Origin of the sequence: Streptomyces sp. NPDC005791, assembly GCF_042871485.1 — a bacterium.
Lineage (GTDB): Bacteria > Actinomycetota > Actinomycetes > Streptomycetales > Streptomycetaceae > Streptomyces.
Window position 1 is genome coordinate 197,470 of sequence record NZ_JBIAIP010000002.1, and the last position, 20,673, is coordinate 218,142.

Annotated in this window: 18 protein-coding genes; 6 read left to right on the forward strand and 12 right to left on the reverse strand. The window is 70.7% G+C overall.

Going from position 1 to position 20,673, the window contains the following annotated elements:
• Window positions 1-148: 148 nt before the first annotated feature.
• Genes ACFYSH_RS05215 through ACFYSH_RS05235 form a run of 5 tightly spaced genes read left to right on the forward strand, consistent with a single transcriptional unit; the run spans window position 149 to window position 4,129 of the window.
• Window positions 149-943, forward strand: a complete 795-nt coding sequence (locus ACFYSH_RS05215) for an acetoin reductase (RefSeq protein ID WP_359474939.1) — start codon at window positions 149-151, stop codon at window positions 941-943.
• Window positions 944-1,000: 57 nt separating this feature from the next.
• Window positions 1,001-2,002, forward strand: coding sequence for an amidohydrolase family protein (locus ACFYSH_RS05220; RefSeq protein WP_388750968.1), 1,002 nt, complete (start codon window positions 1,001-1,003; stop codon window positions 2,000-2,002).
• Window position 2,003: 1 nt separating this feature from the next.
• Window positions 2,004-2,744 (forward strand): iron-sulfur cluster assembly protein, encoded by a 741-nt coding sequence (locus tag ACFYSH_RS05225; protein WP_359474945.1) that lies wholly within the window; start codon window positions 2,004-2,006, stop codon window positions 2,742-2,744.
• Window positions 2,741-3,766: an NAD(P)-dependent alcohol dehydrogenase gene (locus ACFYSH_RS05230; RefSeq protein ID WP_359474948.1), complete on the forward strand. Its 1,026-nt coding sequence runs from the start codon at window positions 2,741-2,743 to the stop codon at window positions 3,764-3,766. The genes ACFYSH_RS05225 and ACFYSH_RS05230 overlap by 4 nt, the downstream gene beginning before the upstream one ends.
• 33 nt (window positions 3,767-3,799) lie before the next feature.
• Window positions 3,800-4,129, forward strand: coding sequence for a putative quinol monooxygenase (locus tag ACFYSH_RS05235; RefSeq protein WP_359474951.1), 330 nt, complete (start codon window positions 3,800-3,802; stop codon window positions 4,127-4,129).
• A 404-nt stretch (window positions 4,130-4,533) separates the two neighbouring features.
• Here ACFYSH_RS05235 and ppk2 read toward each other — a convergent pair whose 3' ends face one another.
• The 5 genes from ppk2 to ACFYSH_RS05260 all read right to left on the reverse strand — a co-directional run bounded on the left by ppk2 (window position 4,534) and on the right by ACFYSH_RS05260 (window position 9,614).
• Window positions 4,534-5,484, reverse strand: coding sequence for a polyphosphate kinase 2 (gene ppk2, locus ACFYSH_RS05240; RefSeq protein WP_359474954.1), 951 nt, complete (start codon window positions 5,482-5,484; stop codon window positions 4,534-4,536).
• A gap of 72 nt (window positions 5,485-5,556) precedes the next feature.
• Entirely contained in the window at window positions 5,557-6,582 is a 1,026-nt protein-coding gene (locus ACFYSH_RS05245) for an iron-siderophore ABC transporter substrate-binding protein (protein WP_388750972.1), read from the reverse strand.
• 20 nt (window positions 6,583-6,602) lie between these two features.
• Window positions 6,603-7,430, reverse strand: a complete 828-nt coding sequence (locus tag ACFYSH_RS05250) for an ABC transporter ATP-binding protein (protein WP_388750974.1) — start codon at window positions 7,428-7,430, stop codon at window positions 6,603-6,605.
• 46 nt (window positions 7,431-7,476) lie between these two features.
• The gene (locus ACFYSH_RS05255) at window positions 7,477-8,550 is read right to left on the reverse strand and encodes an iron chelate uptake ABC transporter family permease subunit (RefSeq protein ID WP_359474963.1); all 1,074 of its coding nucleotides are present in this window, start codon (window positions 8,548-8,550) and stop codon (window positions 7,477-7,479) included.
• Window positions 8,547-9,614: a FecCD family ABC transporter permease gene (locus tag ACFYSH_RS05260; protein ID WP_388750976.1), complete on the reverse strand. Its 1,068-nt coding sequence runs from the start codon at window positions 9,612-9,614 to the stop codon at window positions 8,547-8,549. Before ACFYSH_RS05260 ends, ACFYSH_RS05255 begins: the two co-directional genes overlap by 4 nt.
• Before the next feature lie 159 nt (window positions 9,615-9,773).
• On the opposite strand from ACFYSH_RS05260, the gene ACFYSH_RS05265 reads away from it, so the two are divergent.
• Window positions 9,774-10,379, forward strand: a complete 606-nt coding sequence (locus ACFYSH_RS05265; RefSeq protein ID WP_359474966.1) for an MSMEG_1061 family FMN-dependent PPOX-type flavoprotein — start codon at window positions 9,774-9,776, stop codon at window positions 10,377-10,379.
• A gap of 79 nt (window positions 10,380-10,458) precedes the next feature.
• Here the strand turns inward: ACFYSH_RS05265 and ACFYSH_RS05270 are convergent, their stop codons facing one another.
• The 7 genes from ACFYSH_RS05270 to ACFYSH_RS05300 form a co-directional block, all read right to left on the reverse strand.
• Window positions 10,459-11,856 carry a hypothetical protein gene (locus ACFYSH_RS05270; protein ID WP_359474969.1) on the reverse strand — a complete coding sequence of 466 codons (1,398 nt, stop codon included), beginning with the start codon at window positions 11,854-11,856 and terminating at the stop codon, window positions 10,459-10,461.
• Window positions 11,857-11,917: 61 nt separating this feature from the next.
• Entirely contained in the window at window positions 11,918-15,004 is a 3,087-nt protein-coding gene (locus ACFYSH_RS05275; RefSeq protein ID WP_359474972.1) for a glycoside hydrolase family 3 N-terminal domain-containing protein, read from the reverse strand.
• Window positions 15,005-15,026: 22 nt separating this feature from the next.
• A complete protein-coding gene (locus ACFYSH_RS05280; protein ID WP_359474975.1) occupies window positions 15,027-16,439 on the reverse strand; it encodes a GH1 family beta-glucosidase in 1,413 nt (470 codons plus the stop codon).
• Between the two features lie 53 nt (window positions 16,440-16,492).
• Entirely contained in the window at window positions 16,493-17,479 is a 987-nt protein-coding gene (locus ACFYSH_RS05285) for an ABC transporter ATP-binding protein (protein ID WP_359474978.1), read from the reverse strand.
• Window positions 17,476-18,468, reverse strand: a complete 993-nt coding sequence (locus tag ACFYSH_RS05290) for an ABC transporter permease (protein WP_359474981.1) — start codon at window positions 18,466-18,468, stop codon at window positions 17,476-17,478. The genes ACFYSH_RS05285 and ACFYSH_RS05290 overlap by 4 nt, the downstream gene beginning before the upstream one ends.
• 167 nt (window positions 18,469-18,635) lie before the next feature.
• The gene (locus tag ACFYSH_RS05295; RefSeq protein ID WP_359474984.1) at window positions 18,636-19,616 is read right to left on the reverse strand and encodes an ABC transporter permease; all 981 of its coding nucleotides are present in this window, start codon (window positions 19,614-19,616) and stop codon (window positions 18,636-18,638) included.
• Window positions 19,613-20,668 (reverse strand): ABC transporter ATP-binding protein, encoded by a 1,056-nt coding sequence (locus tag ACFYSH_RS05300; protein ID WP_359474987.1) that lies wholly within the window; start codon window positions 20,666-20,668, stop codon window positions 19,613-19,615. The genes ACFYSH_RS05295 and ACFYSH_RS05300 overlap by 4 nt, the downstream gene beginning before the upstream one ends.
• Window positions 20,669-20,673: the final 5 nt, after the last annotated feature.

The window sequence follows — 20,673 nt, forward strand, 5'->3', positions numbered from 1 at the left end:
GGCGGTACGGCCGTGTGACGCACCGCCGTACGACCGGGCGCCGCCGTGTGTTCCACATTGAAAAACTCGACGGCGCCCCCTGCCCCCACGCTGATGGGCAGCACCGCACGAAAGGTGCGGCGGCTTACCGTCGAGCACAGGAGCACCTATGACTTCCGCCGACAACGCAGCCCGTACCGCGATCGTCACCGGCGCGGCCCGGGGCATCGGCCGCAGCATCGCCGAGCGGCTGGCCGAGGACGGGCTCGATGTGGCCGTCGCCGACCTCCCCGGCATGGGCGAGGAGCTGAGCGAGGTGGCGGCCGGCATCGAGAAGAAGGGACGCCGGGCGCTGGCCGTGCACGCCGACGTGACCAGCAAGGAGCAGACCGACGCCCTCGTGGAAGAGGTCGCGGACCGCTTCGGCAGGGTCGACGTCTATGTGGCAAACGCCGGGATCGCCAGGGTCACTCCGCTGCTGGACACCGGGCTCGACGAGTTCGAGCAGGTCATGGCGGTGAACCTGCGCGGCGTCTTCCTCTCCTACCAGGCCGCTGCGCGCCAGATGATCGCCCAGGGCGGTGGCGGCAAGATCATCGGTGCCGCCTCGATCGTCGCGTACCGCCCGTTCGCGCTGCTCGGCACCTACTCGGCGTCGAAGTGGGGCGTGCGGGGGCTGACCCAGGCCGCGGCCATGGAGTGGGCGCAGCACGGCATCACCGTCAACGCGTACTGCCCGGGAATCGTCGGCACCGACATGTGGGACCTCATCGACGAGCGGCTGGCGGAGGCCGAGGGCCTGCAGAAGGGCCGCGCCATCAAGAAGTACGCGGAGGCGATCGCGCTCGGCCGGGTCGAGGAGCCCGCGGACGTCGCGTCCTTCGTCTCGTATCTGGCCTCGCGGGACTCGGACTACATGACCGGCCAGTCCGTCATGATCGACGGCGGCATCCAGTTCTCCTGACGCGGGGCGTCGAGCCCGCACCCGGTCAGCCATCCGTCGCGCACTGAGGAGAGACAGATGTATTCCAAGGACGGCGAGAACTACTTCATCGTGGACGCCCACGTCGCGCTGTGGGACGCGCGTCCCGAGAACCAGCTCAACATCCACGGCAAGCAGTTCATCGACTGCTTCTACGACTACCACCGCAACCTGAGCCCCGAGTCGGAGCTGTGGCCGTACGCAGGGGACTTCCTCTACTACGGCGGCGAGCGCCTGATGAAGGACCTCTTCGTCGACGGGTACGTCGACCACGCCATCTTCCAGCCCGCGCGGCTGGGAGCGTTCTACCGCAACGGTTTCGGGCAGACCGAGGAGTCCTTCGCGCTCGCACAGCGGCACCCGGACAAGCTGACGTACAACCACTCCTGGGACCCGCGGTACGAGCAGAAGGGGCTCGACCAGCTGCGGCGGGACGCCGAGCGGTTCCAGCTCAAGGGCGCGAAGCTGTACACGGCGGAGTGGAAGGGCGACAGCCGTGGCTACAAGCTGGACGACCCGTGGACGTACCGCTATCTCGAGGCCTGTCAGGAGCTCGGGATCAACAACATCCACATCCACAAGGGCCCGACGATCCGGCCGCTCGACCGGGACGCGTTCGATGTGGCGGACGTCGACAGGGCGGCCACGCAGTTCCCCGAGATGAACTTCGTCGTCGAGCACTGCGGTCTGCCCCGGCTGGAGGACTTCTGCTGGATCGCCACGCAGGAACCGAACGTGCACGCGGGTCTCGCGGTCGCGATGCCCTTCATCCACAGCCGGCCGCGGTACTTCGCGCAGATCATCGGCGAGCTGCTGTACTGGCTGGACGAGAACCGCATCCAGTTCTCCAGCGACTACGCGCTGTGGACGCCCCGGTGGCTCATCGAGCGGTTCGTCGACTTCCAGATCCCCGAGGACATGACCGAGTACGCGCCGATCACCCTGGCGCAGAAGAAGAAGGTGCTCGGACTGAACGCGGCCGCCATGTACGACATCGAGGTCCCGGCCGGGCTGGGCGTCACCGAACCGGTGGTGGCCTGAGATGTCCACCGACGCACGGGAACTGTCCGCGCGCGCGGCGCTGGACACGGTCTTCGACCCGGAGCTGGACGAGCCGATCACCGACCTCGGCTTCGTGCGCTCGGTGGCCGTGGGCGCCGGCGGGGCGATCACCGTTCATCTCAGGCTGCCCACCTCGTTCTGTTCGCCGAACTTCGCGTACCTGATGGCCTCCGACTCCAAGGACGCGCTGACGGCGCTGTCCTGGGCGCGCGATGTCGTGGTGCTCCTCGACGACCATCACGACTCCGACCTGATCAACCGGGGGCTGGCGGCGGACGCGGGTTACCGCGGAACGTTCGGGGCCGAGGCGGAGAAGGATCTCGAAGCGCTGCGGCTGACGTTCCGGCAGAAGGCGCACACCGCGGCGATGGAGCGGGCGCTGTCCGCCCTGCTCCGGGAGAACCCGGACCTCACCGAGGAGGACCTCCACGACGTGGTCCTCGGCGACCTCCCCGACGTGACGGTGACCGGCGCGCTGCTGCGGCGGCGCGCGGCGCTGGGTCTCGGCGTGGCACCGTCCGAGCCGGTCCTGGTGGACGGGAACGGGCTGCGCTTCCCGCAGGGGGAGGTCCCGCTCCGGCTGCGCTTCGCCCGTTCGGTCCGGGTGTCGATCGACGGCAACGCCCATTTCTGCCGGGGGCTGCTCCGCACCCGGTATCCGCAGTCCGCCGCCGACCAGTCCCCGCGTGCCGGGGACCTCGTGAAGGAGAACGCCTCGTGAAAGCTGTCCAGGTCGTGGGCTACGGCAAGAACCTCGAGATGGCCGAGGTCCCGGCCCCGGAGGTCACCGGCCCGTACGACGTGATCGTCAGGATCGGCGGGGCCGGTGTGTGCCGGACCGACATCCACATCCTGGAAGGGCAGTGGGCCCAGAAGTCCGGGGTGACGCTGCCGTACACGATCGGGCATGAGAACGCCGGCTGGGTCCATGCGGTCGGCGGCGCGGTCACCCATGTCTCCGAGGGTGACAAGGTCATCGTGCATCCGCTGATCACCTGCGGACTGTGCCGGGCGTGCCGGGCAGGTGACGACGTGCACTGCGAGAACAGCCTCTTCCCCGGTATCGACACGGCCGGCGGATACGCCGAGTACCTGAAGACCTCCGCGCGCAGCGTCGTGCGGATCGACGACTCCCTCGAGCCGGCCGATGTCGCGGCTCTCGCCGACGCGGGCCTGACCGCGTACCACGCGGCGGCGAAGGCCGCCCGGAAGCTGCGGCCCGGTGACCGCTGCGTCGTGATCGGCGCGGGCGGGCTGGGGCACATCGGCGTACAGGTGCTGAAGGCCCTCACGGCCGCCGAGATCGTCGTCGTGGACCGCAATCCCGACGCGGTGGACCTGGCCGTGTCCATCGGGGCCGACCACGGTGTCGTCGCCGGGGGCGACCAGGTGGAGAGGGTGCGCGAACTGACCGGTGGGGCTGGGGCGGAGGCGGTCATCGACTTCGTCGGCGAGGGCGGCTCCACCAAGGACGGCGTCGGCATGCTGCGTCAGGCGGGCGACTACCACGTGGTCGGTTACGGCGAGAACATCGACGTACCGACCATCGACATCATCTCCGCCGAGATCAACTTCATCGGCAACCTCGTCGGCTCCTACAACGACCTGTGCGAGCTGATGGTCCTGGCGGCGCAGGGGCGCGTGAACCTGCACACCGCCACATACCCTCTCGACCGTTTCCAGGACGCCCTGGACGACCTCGGAAGCGGCCGGATCCGGGGCCGCGCGATCCTCATCCCGTAGACCCCCATCACTGACGACGAAGGAAGTGGCCCCTTGATTGTCATCACCGTGAAGTTCCGTGTCCGCACCGAGCACGCGGAGCGGTGGCCCGAGGTGGTGGAGGAGTTCACCCGGGCGACGCGCGCCGAACCCGGATGCCTGTGGTTCGACTGGTCCCGCAGCCTCGACGATCCGACGGAGTACGTCCTGGTGGAGGCGTTCCGGGACGACGAGGCCGGCGCGGCGCACGTGGGCTCCGCGCACTTCAAGGCCGCACAGCGGGACCTGCCGCCTCATCTCGTGGCGACGCCCAGGATCATCAACACGAAGGTCCCGCAGGACGACTGGTCGTTGCTCGGCGAGATGACGGTCCACGAGAGCTGACACCGGTCGTGCGGGGTCGTGCGGCCGGAGCCGGTGTGCCGGGCTCCGGCCGCCCCGTGCACGCCCGTCAGGTGGGACGCCGCAGGCGCTCAGGCGACGGTCCGGCGGTAGACCTGCCGTGCGGGTTCGCGGCAGCGTGCCATCGGACGGCCCACCACGGGGAAGGCGAGCAGGCATGGACCTTCCCGTCCCACCGCCGCCACGACGGACGGTTCGGTACGGGTGGCGCTGCCCCACGACGCGCCCGCCTACGACGTCGACGCGGAACGGCAGGACCTCGGTGGACGTCCCCGTCCCCGCCGCCGCGGACGCGGACGAGCACGGCATGACGCTGACCACCGTCGACCGACGGTGACGTCACCGTCGACCGACGGTGACGTCACCGCCACGCGTGACTGAGCCCGTCACGGGTGCTCCCCCGGCCCGTCGGTGTTCGGTGCGAGGCGGGTGGGTGAGAGGGCGGTGTCCTCCTCGCCCGGCTCCAGCAGGGTCGCGGCGGCACCCACGATGAGGGGGTCCGGCTTGCCGACGGTGTCGGCGTCCTTCGCCGCGTAGTCGATGCGGGCGAGGAGGCTGCGCATCGCTTCGAGGCGTGCCCTGCGCTTGTCGTTGCTCTTCACCACGGTCCACGGCGCGTGCTCGGTGTCGGTGGCACGGAACATGTCGATCTTCGCCGTGGTGTAGTCGTCCCAGCGGTCGAGGGAGTCGATGTCCGTGGGCGAGAGCTTCCACTGGCGCACCGGGTCGACCTGGCGGATGGCGAAGCGGGTGCGCTGCTCGGCGCGGGAGACGGAGAACCAGAACTTGACGACGATCATCCCGTCGTCGACGAGCATCTGCTCGAAGGCCGGGCACTGCTGGAGGAAGAGTTCGTATTCGGGCGGGGTGCAGAAGCCCATGACGCGTTCCACCCCGGCCCGGTTGTACCAGGAGCGGTCGAAGAAGACGAGCTCGCCGGGCGCCGGGAGGTGGGCCACGTAGCGCTGGAAGTACCACTGGCCACGCTCGCGGTCCGTGGGCTTGTCCAGGGCCACGATGCGCGCACCACGTGGGTTGAGGCGCTCGGTGAACCGCTGGATGGTGCCGCCCTTGCCCGCCGCGTCCCGCCCCTCGCAGAGCACGACGACCCGCGCGCCGGTCTCCTTGGTCCACCGCTGGAGCTTCAGCATCTCTATCTGGAGGATGCGCTTGACCCGCTCGTACTCCCTGCGGCGGATCTTGACGTCGTAGGGGTAGTTCTCCCGCCAGGTCTTGATCGGCCTGCCCGCCTCGTCCAGCAGGATCGGCTGCTCCGGCCTGCTGGTGTCGACGGTCAAACCGTCCAGCAGCTGCTTCTCCACCCGGTCACGGTCCATCGACCTCAGCCTCCCATCGGTTCGCGTCCCCCGCCACCAGGTGGCGGGGGACGCGGAGTGATCCGCCCTCGCCTACTTCATCTTCTCCGCGAAGAGCGGAACAACCTTCTCCAGCGCGTAACCGGTCGACAGCACCGAGTCGGTGGCGAACGCCTGGCTGATGCCCTTGTCGTCGAAGACGAGGGAGTGCCCGGCCTTCACCGACGGGACCGCCTTGAACAGCGGGTCGTCGCTGATGTCGGTGGCCGGGATGCCGATGGGCGCCATGACCGTCAGGTCGGCGTCGAGCAGGTCCAGGTTCTCCTTGGAGACGGAGACCGAGAAGCCCTCGCCGGCTTCGGCCTCGACGGCCGGGTTGTTCTCGAAGCCGAGGCGCTCGACGAAGTCGACCCGCCCGGTGCCGGAGACGTAGGCCCCGTAACCCTCGGAGGTACGGGAGCCGAGCGTGATCGTGCTGCCCTTGAACTCGGGGTGTGCCTTCACGGCCTCGGCGAACTTCGCCTCGGTGTCCGCGATGAGCTTCTCACCCTTCTCCGGGACGCCCATGGCGGCGGCGACCATCTCGGTCTGCTTCTCCCAGGAGAGCTTGTACTGCTCGCCCCCTTCGGGCACACCCACGGTCGTGGCTATCTTGCTCAGGGTGTCGTAACGCGTCTGGTCACCACTGGACTTGGTGTCGAGGATGAGGTCCGGCTGGAGCGCCGCGATCTTCTCGAACTCGGGCTCCAGGGTGCCGATCATCTGCGGGCTCTTGTCGTACCGGCCCTTGGCCCACGGCCCGACGCCCTCGCCGCCGAACGCCAGCCAGTCGCTCGCCCCGACGGGCTGACCGCCGAGCGCGAGCACCGTCTCGGCGTCGCCCCAGCCGAGCGCGACGATGCGCTTCGGGGCCTTGTCGACGGTGATCTCGCCGAACTTCGTCGCGACCTTCGCGGGGAAGGCGCCCTCGGCCGCTCCGGCCGAGGAGGAGGAGTCGGAGGTGGTGGTGTCGTCGGAGGAGCCACAGGCGGCCGAGCCGGCGAGCAGGACCGCGACGATGCCGGCCATGAGGGCCGGAGTGCGCCGGGACCGGCGGGAGCGTGGAGCGGAATCGTTCATGCTGATTAGGGTAGCCTCACCTAAAAATCCGGGGCAGGGCGGGCACCCGCACTCCGTACGTGGTGGCGGCCCAGCGGCACCACCATCGGGGTGGCCGACGCGGGGTCCTCCAGCACCGAACAGCGCATGCCGAACACCTCGCCGACCAGCGACTCCGTGACGATGTCGGAGGGCCGGCCCTCCGCGACGATCCGTCCGTCCTTCATGGCGATCATGTGGTCGGCGTAGCGGCAGGCCAGATTCAGGTCGTGCAGTACCGCCACCATGGTCACGCCGTGGTCGTGGTTCAGGTCGGTGAGCAGGTCGAGGACGTCCAGCTGGTGGCTGGCGTCCAGGAAGGTCGTCGGCTCGTCAAGCAGCAGGATGTCCGTCCGCTGCGAGAGCGCCATCGCTATCCAGACCCGCTGGCGCTGACCGCCCGAGAGCTCGTCCACCGGCCGGTCGGCGAGGTCGAGGGTGCCGGTCGAGAGCAGCGCCCGGGCGACCGCCTCGTCGTCCTCGGCGGTCCAGCGCCGGAACCAGCCCTGATGCGGGTAACGGCCGCGCCCGACGAGGTCGGAGACGGTGATCCCCTCCGGCGCCGACGGGCTCTGCGGGAGGATGCCGAGCACTGCGGCGACCTCTTTCGTCGGCATCTGCTGGATGCTCCGGCCGTCCAGCAGTACCGCGCCCTCGGAGGGCGCGAGCAGCCGCGCCATCGCGCGCAGCAGGGTCGATTTGCCACAGGCGTTCGGGCCCACGATGACCGTGATCCGCCCCGGCGGGACGTTCACGTCCAGGCCGGAGACGATCTCCCGGTCGCCGTAGCCGAGGCTGACGCCCTGGGCTCGAAGAGTGTGCTCAGCCACGGCGCGGCCACGCCTTTCGTCGTCATCGGTCTCGGATGTCCGAAGGTCAGCCACCGCTGCCCCCTCGGTTGGCGCGGGCCAGGAGCAGCAGCAGATAGGGGGCGCCGATGATGCTGGTCACCACGCCCACCGGCAGCTGGACCGCCGGCAGCAGATGCTGCGCGCCGAAGTCGGCGACCAGGACGATCAGTGCCCCGGTCAGCGCCGCGTGCGGCAGTGCGGCGCCACGGCCCGGGACCAGGCGCCGAGCGATCGGCCCGGCCACGAACGCCACGAAGTTGACCGGCCCCGCCGCCGCGGTCGCGACGCCCGCGAGGCCGGTCGCGCAGCCCAGCAGCGCCAGACGACCGGGCTCCACACGGGCACCGAGACCGGCTGCCGCGTCGTCCCCGAGCTGGAGGGGAGCCAGCGCGCGGGCGGCGAGGACGGTGAGCGGCACGAGGACGGCGAGGGCGCTCACCAGCGGCCACACCTGGCCCCAGGAGCGGCCGTTGAGGGTGCCCGTCAGCCAGAGGTACGCCTCCTGGGCGTCCGCGACGTCGGAGCGGGCCATCACGTACCAGACCACGCTGCTCAGTCCGGTGCCGAATCCCACGCCGATCAGCACGAGTCGCTGCCCGGCCACTCCCTGCCGCCAGGCGAGCAGGTAGATGGCCGCGCCGGCGGCCACGGCCCCGACCAGAGCGCTCGCGGACAGCGCGAGGCCGCTGATCTGGAAGAGCAGCGAGGCGGTGACGGCGACCGCGCTCGCCCCGGCACTGATACCGATGACGTCCGGGCTGGCCAGCGGATTGCGCAGCACGGACTGGAAGACGGCTCCGGAGAGCCCGAAGCCCATGCCGACGAGGACCGCGAGCAGAGCACGGGGCAGGCGCAGTTCCAGCACGACGAACCGCGAGCCGCCGTCACCGCCGCCGAGCAGGGTCTCCACGACCTTGCCGAGCGGCACCACCATGTCGCCCACGCTGAGCGAGACGGCGAACATCACCACCACGGCGGCCAGCAGGCCGGCCGCCACCAGCACGGAGCGCCCGCGCCCCCTGCCGCGTACGCGTGCCACCGTGCGTACGGCGTCCGCGACGCGGGCGTCCGGCGTCTCCCGGAGAGCGGCCCCGGTCACAGCTCCACCTGCTTCCTGCGCCGGACCAGCCAGATGAAGGGGATGCAGCCGATCGCGGCGGTGACCACACCCACCTGGACCTCACCGGGCGGGGCGATGACACGGCCGACGATGTCGGCGACGAGCAGCATGACCGGGGCGAACACCATGCTGTAGGGAAGTACCCAGCGGTAGTCGGGGCCGGTGACGAGCCGGGCGGCATGCGGGACGGCGAGGCCGACGAAGCCGATCGGGCCGGCGGCGACGGTCGCAGCCCCGCACAGCAGCACCACGGCGAGTGCCGAGGTCAGCCGGGCGAGCCCCACCCGCTGGCCGAGGCCCCGGGCCAGGTCGTCGCCGAGCGACAGGGCGTTGAGCTGCGGACCGAGCAGCAGCGCGAGGACGGCGCCGGCCGCGACGAACGGGGACACCTGCCACAGCACGTCCGCGTCCCGGGCCGTCAGCGCCCCGAGCTGCCAGAAGCGGAAACGGTCGTAACTGTCACGGTCCTGGAGCAGGACCGTGCTGGTCACGGACGTGAGCACGGCGCTCGTCGCCGCACCGGCCAGCGCCAGTTTGACCGGGGTGGCGCCCTCCCGCCCGAGCGAACCCACGCCGTACACGAGGAGTGCGGCGAGGAGCGCGCCGAGGAAGCCGAACCAGATGTACTGGGTGGCGACCGTGAATCCGAAGAAGCTGATGGAGCACACCACCGCGACCGAGGCGCCCGCGTTGATGCCGAGGAGCTGGGGATCGGCGAGCGGATTACGGGCGACGCCCTGCATCACCGTGCCCGCGAGGCCGAGCGCCGCACCGGCCAGCAGGCCCGCCGTGGTGCGGGGGATGCGGACCTCCTGGACGATGAGCTGGCCCTTGACACCGAGGTCCGGGTCCCACACGCCGTTCAGCACGTCGGCGAAGGAGACGTCTCCCGAACCGACGGCGAGGCTCGCCAGGACGGTCAGCATCAGGACTGCCACGGAAGCGACGAGTCCGAGGGCCAGGACGGGGCGGCTGCGTGCGGGGCGCCGCTCGGCTGTCCCGGGTGCCTGCGTCTTCGCCGCTCGGAGAACCAGGCCGCTCACAGCAGGGGCACCCGGGGCGGCGACATGCGGTTGTGCATCGTTCCTCACCCTTGCTTGTCGCCCCCGGGACGGGGCGCGCCCGCGAGCATAAGTAAGGTGAGCCTAACAGTGCCAGGTCAGCGATCCGCTGCGGTGCCCCCACGAGGTACGGAGAATCCCTTGTCGAACGCCGCGCCCGTGGCACCCACCGCCGACGCGCCCTCCTCCGTCGGTGACCCCCTGGCCGGGGCGGTGCCCCTGCGATCGGCGGAGCAGTTGCGCGAGATCCTGGGCGAACCGTGGCCGATCGTCATCGACAAGGTCCATGAGGAGCTCACCGAGGCCGACCTGGGCCTCCTGGCCCGTGCGCCGTTCTGTGCCGTGTCGACCTCGGACGCGGACGGCAACTGCGACACCTCTCCGCGCGGCGGCGAACCGGGCTTCACGCTCGTCCTGGACTCGCGCACCCTGGCACTGCCCGACCTGCCGGGCAACCGCCGCGGCGACAGCTTCCACAACATCCTGGCCAACCCGCACGTCGGACTGCTCTACCTGATACCCGGCGTGATGACCGTCCTGCGGATCAACGGCCGCGCCCGCATCCTCACGGACGCCCCCTTCTTCGACGCGATGACGGTGAGGGGCCGCCGCCCCGATCTGGCACTGGTCGTGGAGATCGACGAGATCTACCTGCACTGCCCGGCCTCGCTCAAGCGTTCAGGCGTGTGGGCGCCGGAGACGTGGGAGGCCGCCGCCGCCGCGAAGGCACAGGACCCGGAGGCTTAGTGGGCGTGTTTCGAAAGTCCCGCCTGCCAGACGCCGCCAGGCAGACGGGACTTTCGAAACACGCCTAGGGGCTCAGACCTCAGAACCCGCCTCCGTCGAAGCCTCCGCCGCCTCCGAAGCCTCCGCCGCCTCCGAAGCCTCCGCCGTCCCCGAAGCCGCTGCCGCCGAAGCCGGAGGAGTCGAAGTCGGAGCCGGAGACATCACCACCGCCCCAGTCCCCACCCGCGCCGAAGTCGCCACCGCCGTACTCCGCCGCGTACGCCGGGGTGGCGAGCATCGAGCCGAGCATGGTGCCGACCAGCAGGCCCGGGAGCAGGCCTCCGCCGAAGTAGCCGCCGGCCCAGGGGCCGTAGGCCGGTCCCGCCTCCCAGTAGGGGCGGCGTCGGCCGTCGCCGGTGTCCACCGTGCGGCTCATGGGGTCCTCGCCCTCGCGCAGCCGGACCTCGTCGGCGCCGCAGACCGGGACCTCCCGGGCCGCGCCACCGGACGGCGTCCACCGGACGTCCGCGACCGAGGGCCCGTGGCGGGGGTCGAAGAAGCAGGGCGGCCGGCGCGCCGGTAGCGCGCGGCCCCTGCGGCGTGCCTCCAGGACGGCGAGGGAGAAGCGGCCGTCCTCCAGGGCCTGGGTGACCCCGCGTACGTCGGAGGGGTGCTGGGCGTCGCCCATGCGGGACTTGGCGTTCTCGTAGGAGTCGAGCGCGCGCTCGTAGTCGATGCGCATCGCGTCGTCGGCGCCCTTCTCCGCGGGATGGAAGTCCAGCCGGTCCAGGGTCTCGCCGTACGCGGTGATGTCCTCGTCGACGACGACCCGGAGCTTCTCCAGGGCGGCCCGCTCTTCCTCCTCCTTGCGCTTCTTGGTGCGGCGGACGACGGCGAGCGCGGTGCCTCCGCCCAGGAGCACCACTCCGCCGAGGACGACCAGGCCGGCCACCGGTACGCCGTTCTCCTCGCCGTCACCGGCACCGCCGCCTGACCAGGAGGCCGGGGCGCTGCCCTCCGCCTCGTCGACGGCGCGGTCGACGAAGGCGTTGAGCTGGGACGCGGCGGACGTGTCCGTGCCGGGTGCCTTCACGGCCGTGGTGAGGTTGTCGACGGCCCGGGTCGGCATCACCTGCGGGTCGGCGCCCGCGTCGAAGCCGTCGCCGAGGCGGACCGCGTAGACGCCGGTGATCCCGGTGTCGGTGCGCAGGTTCTGCAGGAGGTTCTCGGGCGGGTACGCGGACGTCTCGGGCAGCACGGCCACGAAGACCGGCTTGTCGGCGTCCGTGATCTTCTTCTCCAGGGCGGCCTCCTGGGGCGCCGAGAGCTGACCGGACGCCGCCGGGTCGACGTACACGGGGCCCTGGCGCAGAGCGCGGGCGGCGTCGTCGATCGTGGCGGGGGCGGCGGCCTGGGCAGCGGGGATCATTGCCAGCACGGCCACCGAGAGCATCAGCAGCAGGCAGGCCCACAAGGGTGCGAACAGCCTTTTCCGCATACTCCGAAAGTAACCCGAACGGGCGAGAAATGCGTCGCCCGCCCGGGTCACGTCCGTGCTGTTACGCGGCGCGGTAGGCCGTGCGCAGCTTCGCCACCGCTGCGGTGAGGTCGCCGGTGAGCAGGAGATGGTCGGCCTCGGCGAACGGCTTCGACACCGCCTCGGTCAGCTTCCCGCCGGTCCTGTGCTGCACCAGCAGCCTCGCCCGGTCCACGATCTCCTTGCCGGCCGTGGTCTTCCCGAGACCCGCCCGCTCGGCGAGCTGTGCGGCGACGGCGAGGCCGGCGAGGGCGGATTCGCCGCCCTTGGGGGCCTTGCGGAGCGTGGTCAGTCCCCAGCCGTACGGGAACTGAGGGTCGTACGCGGCGTCGCCGACGTTGACCGGCAGCTGCGACTCGGACTTCGGCCAGGTCACCGGGAGCTGTCCGGTGAAGGCACGCTTGCCGTAGAGGACGTCGGCGACGCCGTCTCCCTCGGTGCCGGGCAGCCAGGAGGCGACCAGGGCGTCGATGTCGCCGAGGCGGTCGCCGATGAGCTGCGGGCGGCCCGAGACGACGAGCACCGCGCACTTCATGGCGGCGCAGACGGTGTCGACGGCCTTCTTGTCGGCGTCGGTGAGTTCCAGGTCGTGGCCGTTGCCGACGTCCCCGATGCCTTCGGCGTACGGCTTCTCGCCGACGACCACGACTCCGACGTCGTGTCCCTCGGTGGGGGCGGAGGCGTCCTGGGACCAGGTGGCGGAGGAGGTGTTCTTCTCGATGGCCTTCAGGATCGTCGTGCCCGGGGTGGTGGCACCCGAGGCACCCTGCCAGCTGATGGTCCAGCCGCCGGCCTGGTTGCCGAGGTCATCGGCGTTGGATCCGGCGACGTACACCTTCTGCGACGGCTTCAGCGGGAGTACCGCGCCGTCGTTCTTCAGCAGGACCTGGGACTTCGCGGCTGCCTCGCGGGCGACCGCGCGGTGCCCGGCGGAACCGACCTCGTCCAGGTTGGAGGTGTCGGCGTACGGCTTCTCGAAGAGGCCCAGGCGGAACTTCTGGGTCAGGATCCGGGAGACTGCGTCGTCGATACGGGCCTGGCTGACGCGGCCCGCGGCGACCTCGTCCTGGAGCGTCTTCGTGAAGTCCTGGTACGCGGTCGGCACCATGATCATGTCGAGGCCGGCGTTGACCGAGGTGCGGACGTCGCTGGCGTAGTCGCCGGGGATCTGGTCGATGGCCTGCCAGTCGCTGATGACGAAGCCCTCGAAGCCCATCCGGTCCTTGAGCACGCCGTTGATCATCTCGGCGTTGGCGTGCATCTTCACCGGACCCGCGTCGTCGCCGAGGACGTCCAGCGAGGAGTACGACGGCATGACCGTGCCGACGCCGCGCTTCACGGACTCGGTGAACGGCGAGAGGTGCACCGCTTCGAGTTCCTCGCGGGTGACCTTGGTGACGCCCTGGTCGATGGTGTACGAGCCGGTGGTGGAGGAGCCGAACTCCGTGCCGCCGTCACCGACGAAGTGCTTGGCGCTGGCCAGCACCTTGTCGTTGCGGTCGAGGTCCTTGCCGGAGGGGCTGCCCTGCATGCCGGTGATGACCGTCTCCATGGCCTCGACCAGGGCCGGGTCCTCGCCGTACGCCTCGTAGGAACGGCCCCAGCGCTCGTCGCGGGTGACGCACACACAGGGGGCGAAGTCCCACGGGATGCCTGTGGCGCGGACCTCGCTCGCGGTGACGGCGCCGGTCTTCCCGGCGAGCTTCGGGTCGCGGCCCGCGCCGATCCCGATGTTGTGCGGCATGATCGTCGCGCCGATCACGTTGTTGTGGCCGTGCACCGCGTCCACACCGTAGATCAGCGGGATCTGGAAGCGGGTCGCCTGCGCGCGCAGTTGGTAGGCGTCGGTCATCTTCGCCCATGCCTCGGGCGTGTTCGGGGTGGGCACGGAGCCGCCGCCGGAGAGCAGCGAGCCGAGGTCGTACGTGGCGATGTCGCCCTGTGACCTGAGCGCGTTGCGCTCGGCCTGGGTCATCTGGCCGGCCTTCTCTGCCGGAGACAACCGCGACAGCAGGTCGGCGACGCGCCTCTTCACCGGGAGCTTCGCGTTCTGGTACGGCAGCCCGTGGGCGTCGATGACGACCTGCGGGTTCTCCTTGGGCGCCTTGGCCCCGGTGACGGTGAGTTCCAGCGGGATCGTCTCCGCCGTCTCGGCGCCCTTGTCCTCGGCCGTGGCCACCGAGACGGTGTGCGTGGTACCGGACGCGGTGCCCGCCGGGAAGGTGTGCGTGCCGGTGACCGGTGTGTAGTCCTCGCCGGCGCCGGCGCTGCCGCCTTCGGTGGTGTACGCGACGGTGACGGGCTCCTCGGTGGGGAGGGAACCGGTGGTGGCGACGGAGATCCTGATGTCCGCGGTGGCGCCCTCCTCGACGGGGTGCACGGCGGAGTCGACGACGACGCTCGACTTCAGGGCCGGGTCCGCCTTCCCGTACAGCTCCACGGCGTCCATGGCGAAGGAGCCGGGGGCGCCGGTCGGGAGGGTGAGGGCGTAGCCCCACATCTCGTTCAGGCCGAGGACCTGGTCGATGCCGCCGACGGGCTGGTAGTCGGCCCGGTAGACGAAGTCCGCGAAGGGGATCTCCACCTGGTGCCAGCCCTCCCAGTCGTCGGTGAAGGAGGTGGTCCACAGCTCGGAGGCGCCGCCGTTCGCTCCGCCGTCCTTGATCTCGAAGTTGATCCGCTTGCCCGAACCGGGCGGCAGGGGCGCGGTGTTCTGGCCGTACCACCAGAAGCGGACGCCCTTGTGGGCCGTCCAGTCCCTGGGAGGCTGGTCCACGGCGAACTCGTGGCTGAGCCCGCCGTAGGCGCTGATGTCGTAGGTGCCCTGGAGGACCTTGGCGCCTTCGGGGGCGTCGGCGCGCTCCTTCAGCTCCAGAGCGGGGTGGTCGTCGGTGTCGCCGCCCCAGGTGAAGAGGGAGTCTGCGGGCGGGCTGCCCAACGGGACCTCGCCCTCGAAGCGGTCGACGAGGACGGGCGCGGGCTCGTCACCGTCGGCCGCGGCGCTGGGGACGGCCCCGGCGAGCAGGGAGGCGAGGACGGTGGCGGCTGCGAGCGCGGCCGTGGCCGGTCTCGCTCGGTGGCGGGCGCGGGTGTGTGGTGTGCGGGGCATGTGCGGCTCTCTTCCGTCCGTGTCAGTCGGTGTGGGTTTCGCGGGTGAGGCGGATCGTGTCGCGGTACCACTTGGCACTGTCCTTGAGCGTCCGCGCCTGTGTGTCGTAGTCGACGCGGACGATGCCGAACCGCTTGTCGTAGCCGTAGGCCCACTCGAAGTTGTCCATCAGCGACCAGGCGAAGTAGCCCCGGACGTCGGCGCCCTGCCTGCGGGCCTCGGACACGGCGGCGATGTGGTCGGCGAGATAGGCGGTGCGGTCGTTGTCGGGCACGGAGCCGTCGGCGGCGACGGTGTCGTCGAAGGCCGCCCCGTTCTCGGTGATGACGGTCGGCAGCGCGTAGTCGCGCTGGAGCCGCAGCAGCAGATCCGTGAGCTCACCGGGGGTGATCTCCCAGTCCATGGCCGTGCGGGGCAGGTCGCGCTCGACCCCGCGGACGACGGGTACGCCGTCGGCACCGGTCGGGGAGCCGTCCTCGTCGACCCCGGAGAACAGGGCGCCCCGGTAGAAGTTGACCCCGAGGACGTCGAGGGGGGTGGCGATGACCTCCAGGTCGCCTTCCCGCAGGGGCAGTTCGATGTTCTGTGCGGCGAGGTCGTCGACGATGTCCCGTGGGTAGCGGCCGTGGACGATCGGGTCGAGGTAGAGGCGGGTGCCCATGCCGTCGGCGCGGCGGCAGGCGTCCCGGTCGGCCTCGCTGTCGGTCTCCGGGGTGGCGGTGCCGAGGTTGAGGGTGATGCCGAGCTCCAGCGGATCGTCCCCCGCTGCCTCGCGCATCTGCCGGGCGGCGAGGCCGTGGCCCAGGAGCAGGTGGTGGACGGCGCCCATGGCGTCACCCAGGTCGGTGCGGCCGGGGGCGTGCGCCCCGTAGGCGTATCCGAGCATCGCCGAGCACCACGGCTCGTTCAGGGTCGTCCAGTGCTCGACCCGGTCGCCCAGTGCCTCGTAGGCGAGCATGGCGTACTCGGCGAAGCGCAGGGCGGTGTCGCGGGCCGGCCAGCCGCCCGCGTCCTCCAGTTCCTGCGGGAGGTCCCAGTGGTAGAGGGTGATCCAGGGGGTGACGTCCCTGCCCCGGAGCTCGTCGACCAGCCGCTTGTAGAAGTCCAGGCCCTTGGCGTTGGCGGGGCCCCGGCCGCCCGGCTGGATGCGCGGCCAGGCAAGCGAGAAGCGGTACGTGTCGACGCCGAGACCCGCGATCAGCTCCACGTCCTCGGGCATCCGGTGGTAGTGGTCGCAGGCCACGTCGCCGTGCTCCGCGTTGTGCACGGCGCCCGGCACTCGGCAGTAGGTGTCCCAGATCGACGGGGTGCGGCCGTCCTCCGAGGCGGCGCCCTCGATCTGGTACGAGGAGGTGGCGACGCCCCAGCGGAAGTCGGCGGGGAGTCCCTGGACGGCGGCGGGCCGCAGGCTGCTGCGGGGGGTGACGAGGTTCATCGGTCTCCGTAACTCCGGGTCTGGTGTGGGGTGGTGAGCGGTGGCGCGGTCGGTCATCGGGGCAGCCAGCACGCGACCTCGCGGTCCTGGCCGGTCTCCGGCGGGGCGAGGACCGGCACCTGCTGGGCGCACGGCTCGAAGGCCTTGCCGCAGCGGGGGTGGAAGGCGCAGCCCGCGGGCATCGCGGAGAGGTGCGGCGGCGAGCCGGGGATGCCGGTGAGCTCGCGGCGGGGGCCGTGCAGCGCGGGGAAGGAGTGCAGGAGGCCCTCGCTGTAGGGGTGGCGGGGGTCGCGGTAGATCTCGGCGGAGCCCGCCTGTTCCACGATCCGTCCGCCGTACATGATCGCGATGCGGTCGGAGAACTCGATCAGCAACGAGATGTCGTGGGTGATGAACACGACGGAGAAGGAGAGGCGCTCCCGCAGCTCCACCAGCTTGCGCAGGATCTGCCGCTGCATCACCACGTCGAGGGCGGTGGTCGGTTCGTCCATGATGACGATCTCGGGTTCCAGCGCGAGCGCCATCGCGATCATCACGCGCTGGCGCATGCCGCCGGAGAGCTGGTGCGGATAGGCGGCGAGCCGGTCGGTGGAGATTCCGACGAGGTTGAGCAGTTCCTCGGCCCGCGCGGTGCGCTCGGCGGCCCGCATGCCGGGGCGGTGCGCGGTGAGGACGTCGGTGAGCTGGCTGTGGACGGTGTGCACCGGGTTCAGCGAGTTCATCGCGCCCTGGAACACGATCGACAGTTCCTGCCAGCGGAAGGCGCGCAGCTCGTCCGGGGTGAGGGAGAGGATGTCGACGGGCGCGCCGCCCGGCCGGTGGTAGTGGACGTCGCCGCCGGTGATCACCCCGGGCGGGGAGAGCAGCCGGGTGACGGCGTACGCGAGTGTGGACTTGCCCGAGCCCGACTCGCCCGCCAGGCCGAGGACCTCACCTCGGTGGAGGGTCAGGTCGATGTCCCGCAGCGCCCGGACACCGCTCGCGCCGGTGCCGTAGTCGACGTTCAGGCCGCTGATGGTGAGGATCGGCTCGGCGGTCATGCGCTGGGCTCCTTGCTGGGCGTCGCGGGCGCCCCGGGCTGGGTGGTACGGGCCACCGGGGTGAAGCCGACCCGCATCCGGACCTTGCGGGAGGCGCCCGTCGCGGTGCGCAGGCGCGGGTTGACGAACTCGTCGATGCCGAAGTTGATGAGCGAGAGGGCGGTGCCCAGCAGGGCGATGCACAGCCCGGCGGGCACGAACCACCACCAGGCGCCCTGCGCCAGGGCCTGGTTGGACTGGGCCCAGAAGAGCACGGTGCCCCAGTTCCAGTGGGAGATGTCGGCGACACCGATGAAGGCGAGCGTGATCTCCGAGAGGACCGCGAAGATGACGGTGCCGACGAAGCCGGAGGCGATGACGGCGGTGAGGTTCGGCATGACTTCGAAGACGATGATCCGCCAGGTGGATTCGCCGGTGGCCCGCGCGGCCTCGACGTAGTCGCGGCGCCGGAGCGACAGCGTCTGTGCGCGCAGGACGCGCGCGCCCCAGGCCCAGGAGGTGAGGGCGATGACGGCTGCGATCAGCAGGTCCCCGGTGTCCTCGACGAAGCTCGCGATGATGATGATCAGCGGCAGGCCGGGGATGACGAGGAAGATGTTGGAGAGCATCGAGAGGATCTCGTCGGCGGCTCCGCCGAGGAATCCCGCGCTGACCCCGATGAGCACGGACAGCACGGTCGCCAGGATGCCGGCGAGGAAGCCGACGAGCAGTACCCCGCGGGTGCCGACCAGGATCTGCGAGAGGACGTCCTGACCGGTCTGCGTCGTCCCGAACCAGTGGTCGGCGGACGGCGGTTGCAGCAGCTGGTCGCTCATCGCGTCCGGGTCGTACGGGGCGAGCCAGGGGCCCGCCACGGCGAGGACGACGAAGAACGCGAGGATCAGCAGCCCGGCCCGGGTCTTCCCGCCGCGCAGGAAGCGGAGCCTGGCACGGGACGCGGCGGGGGCGGCTTCCGTGACGACTACGTCGGTGGTGGTGGTGACGGACATGGTCAGGGCCTCTCTTCCGGGACAGGCCGGAACAGGGAGCGCGGTCTGGTGCGTGCAGCCGCAAGGCGGAGGGTCGCCCCGATACTGGATGTATCGGGGTGATCCCGACAACGCGGCGAGCGTGCGTACCAGGCGTCGCCAGGCAGGCGGGACTTTCGAAACACGCCCTAGGCCTCCTTGCGGGTGCGCGGGTCGAGGAGGGCGTAGGCCATGTCGGCCAGCAGGTTCGCGGCGAGCACGGAGAGCGTGATGATCAGGAAGACGCCCTGCATCAGCGGATAGTCCTTGGCTCCGACGGCCTGGAACAGCTGGAAGCCGATGCCCGGGTAGGAGAAGACCATCTCGACCAGCAGGGTGCCGCCGACGATGAAGCCCAGCGAGAGGGCGAAGCCCGAGATGTTGGGCAGGACGGCGTTGCGGGCGGCGTACGAGAACATCACGCGGCGCTCTGACAGCCCCTTGGCCTGCGCCACCATGACGTAGTCCTCGGAGGAGACGGTCACCATCATGTTGCGCATGCCGAGGATCCAGCCGGCGATGGCGCTCAGCACGATCGTCACCCCGGGGAGCACCCCGTGGTAGAGCGCGCTGGAGATGAACGGCCAGTCGAAGGCGGGGACCAGGGAGTTGTCGTACCCTCCGGCGGCCGGGAAGACCTGCCACTTCACCGCGAACAGCGCGATGGCGATGAGGCCGAGCCAGAAGTAGGGGATGGCCGAGATGAAGGTGGTCACGGGCAGCAGCCCGTCCAGCCAGGAGCCGCGCCGCCAGCCGCTGTAGACGCCGATGCCGGTGCCGAGCAGGAAGCTGATCAGTGTGGTGATGCCGACCAGCGCGAGCGTCCAGGGCAGTGACTGGGAGATCACCTCGCCGACCGGGGTCGGGAAGAAGGTGAACGACAGGCCGAGGTCGCCGTCGAGGAGGTGGGACCAGTAGTCGGTGTACTGCGACCAGACCGACTGGTCCTCGTCGAGCCCGAACAGCGCCTTCAGGGAGGCGATCGCGGTGGTGTCGAGCTGCCCCTGGTAGCGGCTCATCAGCGCCTCGACGGGGTCACCCGGCATCAGGCGCGGAATCAGGAAGTTGATGGTGATGGCGGCCCACGCGGTGACCGCGTAGAAGGCCAGCCGCTGGAGGACGTACTTCACTTCGCTGCTCCCTCGGCGGTGGTGCCGTCGTACAGCCAGCAGGCGGCCCACCGGCCGTCCGCCAGCTCGAAGCGCGGCGGCAGTTCGGTGCGGCAGCGCTCCATGGCCTTGGGGCAGCGGGGGTGGAAGCGGCAGCCGTCCGGCGGGGCGATCAGTGAGGGCGGCTCGCCGCTCCCGGTCTCTTCCAGCGCCTCTTCGTCCGCCACGCGGTCGGGGTCCGGCGCGGAGGCGATCAGCAGCTGGGTGTAGGGGTGAGCCGGGTGCTGGGTGACGGTCTCGCTGTCACCGCCCTCGACGATCCGGCCCGCGTACATCACCAGGGTGGTGTCCGCGAAGTAGCGGGCGGACGCGATGTCATGGGTGATGTAGAGGATCGCGAGGTGCAGCCGCTCCTTGAGGTCGCGCAGCAGGTTGAGGACGCCGAGCCGGATCGACACGTCCAGCATCGACACCGGCTCGTCGGCCAGCAGCACCTGGGGGTCGGCGCCGAGCGCACGGGCTATCGCCACGCGCTGGCGCTGCCCGCCCGACAGCTCGTGCGGGAACGTGTCCAGGAACTGATGAGGAGGGGTCAGCTGGACGCGTTCGAGCAGAGCGGCCAGGTTCCTCTCCAGGTCCGCCTCCCCGTTCCCCGCCCGGTCGTGGATCTTGAGCGCCCGGGTCAGGTGGTAGCGCACGGTGTGTACCGGGTTGAGCGAGGCGAAGGGGTCCTGGAAGATCAGCTGGACCTGCTTGACGTACGTGCGGAAGGACCGGCCACGCCCGGCCTTCACCGCGGTGCCGCCCAGGTGTATCTCGCCCGCGGTGAGCGGGTACAGCTGGGCGAGCAGCCGTGCGACGGTGGACTTTCCGGAGCCCGACTCCCCCACCAGGGCCGTGACCGTGCCGCGCCGGAGTTCCAGCGAGACGTCGTCGACGGCGTGGACGGTGCGACGCCTGCGGGCGACGAGGTCGCCGGCGGTGCGCCGTACGGGGAAGTGCTTGGTGACTCCGCGTGCTTCGAGCACCACGTCGTTCGCGGTGGGCACGTCTGCGGTCTGTTCGGTGGTCATGGACG